The sequence below is a fragment of the Rhizobacter sp. genome, from assembly GCA_021153565.1.
GTDB lineage: Bacteria > Pseudomonadota > Gammaproteobacteria > Burkholderiales > Burkholderiaceae_C > Albitalea.
Window position 1 is genome coordinate 1 of record JAJKJU010000159.1, and the last position, 5,379, is coordinate 5,379.

The following is a 5,379-nucleotide window of genomic DNA, read 5'->3' on the forward strand; positions in this document are numbered from 1 at the left end:
AGGCGCAAAGCGCAGCCATAGCTTGGCTATGGCGAGCATTTGCAACGACGAGCAGGGGGCTTTTGGCGTGATGAGCGGGCATGATCGAAAAACTCTCAGCCGCTGACCCCATCGGTACCTCAGGACATTTCAGGCGTCAGCCTCTCAGCCTCTCAGGTCGGGTCGCCGGCTTGAGCCGCCTGCCGTCATTCCTGTGTTGATGGGGTTGCTGATTCGCGGTCGAATTCCGCAGGAAATAAGCAACCCCACCCATCGAACACCCACAACGCCGGGTCGGGTTCACCCCGATGGTGTTTGCGGTTCTTGCCGCGCCTGTCATAAAGGAGTACAAAAAACACATCGAGTCGATCCCAAGATTGCATTTCCTCAAGGAGGATTCCATGCGTAGAAGGGTTTATTGGCTGCTTCCCAACTTGGCGAGCGCCAAGCGAACGATGGATGACCTGTTGCTTGCGTGCATCGGCGAACGACACATTCACTTCGTCGCACGCGAAGACGCCGACATGACCGGGTTGCACGCAGCCAACTTGTTGCAGACATCCGATCTCATCCGCGCGGCGCAAATGGGCCTCGTGCTCGGCGGTGCGGTCGTAGCGCTGTTGGGCATCGTCGCGGCGGTGTACTTTCCCATCGTCGGCGACCAGCCTCAATGGGGCATTGCGGCGGTTCTCGCCATGCTCGGAGGTGCGTTCGGCGCATGGTCCGCGAGCATGATCGGAGCTTCCACGCCAAGCCACCGGCTCAAGAGATTCGAGTCAGCGATCGAGCAGGGCCAGATCCTCCTGATGGTGGATGTGCCTCGCTCACGCGTCGATGAAATTGAGGCGCGGCTGCAGGCGCAGCATCCCGAAGCACGTCTCGAAGGCGTCGAGCCCAACATTCCTGCATTCCCCTGACGTCTGAGGCCTCGGTGTGGCAAAGACGGGTGTGACTAATGCGCTCAGCATCTGACACCAGGGCACCGACCTGCAGTGACGATTGCTGTAGAGGAGATCACCATGGAACTTCACATCCATTCGCATGAGTGGCACCGCCGAATGCCGGACTGGTCGCGCGCCGTCTGTGCGGGCCTTGTGGCGGGCGCGCTGCTCATGGTGCTGGAAATGCTGTGGACGGTGACCGTCAGCGGATCCAGCCCGTGGAGCACCTCGCACCATGTGGCTGCCATCGTGATGGGCGAGAAGGCGTTGGAGTCTTCAACATTCAACATCGGCATCGTCGCCGTTGCGCTGGCTACGCATTACGTCCTGGGCGTTGTCTTCGGCCTTGTCCTGGCAATCATCATTGCCGGGTTTCACTACGAGCAGAACACCGGCATGCTGGAGGTGCTCGGCGTGGTGTTCGGAACTGTGCTGTACCTGCTGAACTTTTACGGCATGGCTGTTTTCTTCCCATGGATCGCCGACCTGCGAGCTTGGTCGACCTTCATCGGTCACATCATCTTCGGCCTCACCGTGGTGTTGACTTATCAGTGGCTCGAAGGGCGCGAAGAGACGAATCAGTAGTTGCTTGCTCGTTAGTGTGCTGACCACTGCTCCGAGGCGGTGATGTCTTGTGGATGAATCCGCGACGGAGTAGTGTTGTCGCACTCTGCTGCGGCCTGTCAGCCGCGAGGACGAGTTCATATGGGCATGGCCATCGCGCTTCTCGTGATCGTTGCCGCCTCGGTGGTGTTTCAGTTCGTCAGCCCGTGGTGGACCACGCCGCTGGCATCGAATTGGAAGCAGATGGACGACACGCTGACGATCACGCTCGTGATCACGGGCATCTTCTTCGTCGGCATCGTGCTGTTTCTTGCATTCACGGTGTTTCGCTACCGCCACCGCGAGGGCGCGCGCGCCGCCTATGAGCCCGACAACAAGAAGCTCGAACACTGGCTGATCGGTGTCAGCACCGTCGGAATCGTCGCGCTACTGGCGCCCGGGCTTGTCGTGTACGCCGACTACGTCAAGCCGCCGCGCGAATCGATGGTGCTGGAGGTGCTGGGCCAGCAGTGGCAATGGCGCTTCCGCTTTCCCGGCGTGAGCGGCAAGATGGGCGCGAGCGATCCGCGATTCGTCACAGCGGCCAACCCCTACGGGCTCGATCCCAAGGACCCGGCCTCGGCCGACAACATCCTCGTGACGGGCAACGAAGTGCACCTGCCCATCAACAAGCCAGTCAAGGTGCTGCTGCGTTCGCAGGACGTGCTCCACGACTTCTACGTGCCGCCATTTCGCGCCCGCATGAACATCGTGCCGGGCATGGTGAGTTCGTTCTGGTTCACCCCGACGAAGGCCGGACGCTTCGAGTCCATGTGCGCACAGCTCTGCGGCATGGGGCACCCCAACATGCGCGGCTACGTCGTGGTGGAAGATGAAGCCGCGTATCTTGCGTGGCTGAAGAAGCAGCCGACCTTTGCCGCGTCCTTTGCAGCCGCGAGCGCAGGGCCCTCCGACCCGGCGGCCGCCAAGGGCATGGCCCTTGCACGCTCCAAGGGCTGCGTGGCTTGCCATTCAATCGACGGCAGCCTGGGCGCCGGCCCGACCTGGAAAGGCTTGTACGGCAAGACTGAAACCTTCGCCGACGGCTCAACCGCGGTGGTCGAGGATGCCTACCTGAAGCGAGAAATCCAGGAGCCGAAGGCGCGCATCGTGAAGGGATTCGCGCCCATCATGCCGACGATCGAGGTCAACGACGACGAGCTTGCAGCGCTCACGGCCTATATCAAGTCAGCAGGAGAAACCGGACAGGGCGCGCCAGTTCAAACCGTTCAAGGATCCAAGCGATGAGCGCCGACCCGCAATTCCCCAGGCGAACGAAAAGCACCTTGGCGTACGACGACCATGGGGGCCATCACGAGCCCAACACCTTCATCACGAAGTACGTCTGGAGCCAGGATCACAAGGTCATTGCCGTTCAATACGCTTGCACCGCCATTCTGGTCGGACTGGTGGGCGTGGTGCTGTCCAACCTGATGCGGCTGCAGATCGGCTTTCCGGGGCAGTTCGAATTCATCAACGCCGAGCGCTACTACCAGTTCGTGACGATGCACGGGATGATCATGGTGATCTACCTGCTCACCGCGCTCTTTCTCGGTGGCTTCGGCAACTACCTGATCCCGCTGATGGTCGGTGCGCGGGACATGGTGTTCCCGTACATGAACATGCTGAGCTTCTGGGTGTACCTTCTCTCGGTGTTCGTGCTGATGGCGAGCTTCTTCGTGCCCGGCGGCCCAACCGGCGCGGGCTGGACGCTGTATCCGCCGCAGGCCATCCTGCCCGGAACGCCAGGCCATGACTGGGGCATCATCTTGATGCTCGTGTCGCTTGTGATCTTCATCGTCGCGACGACCATGGGCGGCCTCAACTACGTGACCACCGTGCTGCAGGCGCGCTGCGAAGGCATGACGCTGCTGCGCATGCCGCTGTCGGTGTGGGGCATCTTCGTTGCCACCATCCTCGCGCTGCTGGCCTTCCCGGCGCTCTTCGTGAGTGGCGTGATGATGCTGCTGGACAAGACCCTGGGTACCAGCTTCTTCATGCCGGCGCTCGTCTCGATGGGGCAGATCAGCGGCTACCGCGGGGGCAGCCCGCTGCTGTTCCAGCACCTCTTCTGGTTCTTCGGCCACCCCGAGGTCTACATCGTCGCGTTGCCTGCATTCGGCATCGTGTCAGACCTCATCAGCGTGCATGCGCGCAAGGCGATCTTCGGCTACCGCACCATGGTGTGGGCCATCGTCGTCATCGGTGTCCTGAGCTTCATCGTGTGGGCGCACCACATGTTCGTGAGCGGTATGAACCCGTACTTCGGATTCTTCTTCGCCACCAGCACGCTCATCATCGCCGTGCCCACCGCCATCAAGGTCTACAACTGGCTGCTGACGCTGTGGCGAGGGGACATACACCTGTCGGTGCCGATGCTGTTTGCGCTGGCGTTCGTGTGCACCTTCGTGATCGGCGGCCTGACGGGGCTCTTCCTCGGCAACGTGAGCGTGGACATTCCGCTGTCGGGCACGTACTTCGTGGTCGCGCACTTCCACATGGTGATGGGCGTGGCGCCGCTCTTGGTCGTGTTCGGCGCCATCTACCACTGGTTCCCGAAGATCACCGGCCGCATGCTCGACGATCGCATCGGCAAGCTGCACTTCTGGGTCACCTTTCTCGGCACCTACGCCATCTACTTCCCTATGCACTACCTCGGCGTGCTGGGCATGCCGCGGCGCTACTACAACTGGGACGGCTACCAGTTCATTCCCCCGTCGGCGTTCTCCTTGAACGTGTTCATCACCGTGATGGCGCTCATCGTGGGCGCGGCGCAACTGCTGTTCGTCTTCAACCTCGTGTGGAGCGCTTTCCGCGGCGCCAAGGCCAGCAGCAACCCGTGGCGGGCCGCGTCCCTCGAATGGTTCACGCCGGACTCGCCGCCCAAGCACCTCAACTGGGGGCCGAAGCTGCCGGTGGTTCATCGCTGGGCCTATGCGTACAGCGTGCCGGGCGCGAAGCAAGACTTCATTCCACAGAACGCGCCGGCGGCGGATGGTGGGGCCGAGCCCGAAGCGTATCCGACGAAAGAGGTGCCGGCATGAGTGTCGGCGCGCTTCACACCGCGGCGGGGGGGAGCGACGGCGCCCACCCGGTCATTCCGATTTCGGCGGCACGTCGACGCAAGCGCCCGCAGGCAATCTACGGTGTCGGCCTGTGGGTGTTCATTGGTGTCGCCACCACCTTGTTCTCGCTCTTCCTCACGGCCTATGTGATGCGGATGAGCGGTGCCGATGCAGTGGCCATCGAGATGCCGCAGCAACTGTGGCTCGGCACCGCCTTGCTGGTGCTTGGAAGCATATTGCTGCAATCCGCGACCTCGGTGGCATCGACCGCGGCGCAGCCGGAGCGCGCCCGATTGCTGCTGGCGGCAGGCGGCATCTGCGCCATCGCATTCGTTGGCGCGCAAGCTTGGGGCTGGTGGGCCTTGCTCGGCCGGCAGGTGACGCCGGTGGGCAACCCCGCGGGCAGCTTCTTCTTCCTGCTGACCGCGCTGCATGCCATGCACGTGACGGGCGGTCTCGTCGCTTGGCTGCTTGCTGCGCGTGCGACCCGCAGCGACATTGCCCTGGCCGCCGCCCCGTGGCGCATCGGACTGTGCGCGCGGTACTGGCACTTCCTGCTTCTCGTGTGGCTGGCCTTGTTCGCCAGCTTCAGCTGGATCACGCCCGATGTGGCGCGCATCATCTGCCGCACGGCTTGAGAGGCTGAGAGTATTTCGATCATGCCCGCTCATCACGCCAAAAGACCCCTGTTCGTCGTTGCAAATGCTCGCCATAGCCCGGGCTATGGCTGTGCTTTGCGCCTAGATCAGGTGCCTTTTGACGCGCTGCTCGGACACGCTCGAAAAACTCTC

At 62.4% G+C, this 5,379-nt stretch carries 5 protein-coding genes; all 5 read left to right on the forward strand.

What is annotated here, in order from left to right; genetic code table 11:
- The first annotated feature begins 380 nt into the window (after positions 1-380).
- The 5 genes from AC30NL_RS09720 to AC30NL_RS09740 all read left to right on the forward strand — a co-directional run bounded on the left by AC30NL_RS09720 (position 381) and on the right by AC30NL_RS09740 (position 5,226).
- On the forward strand, positions 381-896 hold the full coding sequence (locus AC30NL_RS09720; RefSeq protein ID WP_489463799.1) for a DUF1269 domain-containing protein: 516 nt from the start codon (positions 381-383) through the stop codon (positions 894-896).
- 102 nt (positions 897-998) lie between these two features.
- A complete protein-coding gene (locus AC30NL_RS09725) occupies positions 999-1,505 on the forward strand; it encodes a hypothetical protein (RefSeq protein WP_489463800.1) in 507 nt (168 codons plus the stop codon).
- Positions 1,506-1,625: 120 nt separating this feature from the next.
- Entirely contained in the window at positions 1,626-2,771 is a 1,146-nt protein-coding gene (locus AC30NL_RS09730) for a c-type cytochrome (RefSeq protein ID WP_489463801.1), read from the forward strand.
- Positions 2,772-2,809: 38 nt separating this feature from the next.
- Positions 2,810-4,567, forward strand: a complete 1,758-nt coding sequence (locus tag AC30NL_RS09735) for a cbb3-type cytochrome c oxidase subunit I (RefSeq protein ID WP_489463803.1) — start codon at positions 2,810-2,812, stop codon at positions 4,565-4,567.
- Complete coding sequence (locus AC30NL_RS09740; RefSeq protein WP_489463802.1) at positions 4,564-5,226, forward strand: cytochrome c oxidase subunit 3 family protein; 663 nt, start codon at positions 4,564-4,566, stop codon at positions 5,224-5,226. The genes AC30NL_RS09735 and AC30NL_RS09740 overlap by 4 nt, the downstream gene beginning before the upstream one ends.
- Positions 5,227-5,379: the final 153 nt, after the last annotated feature.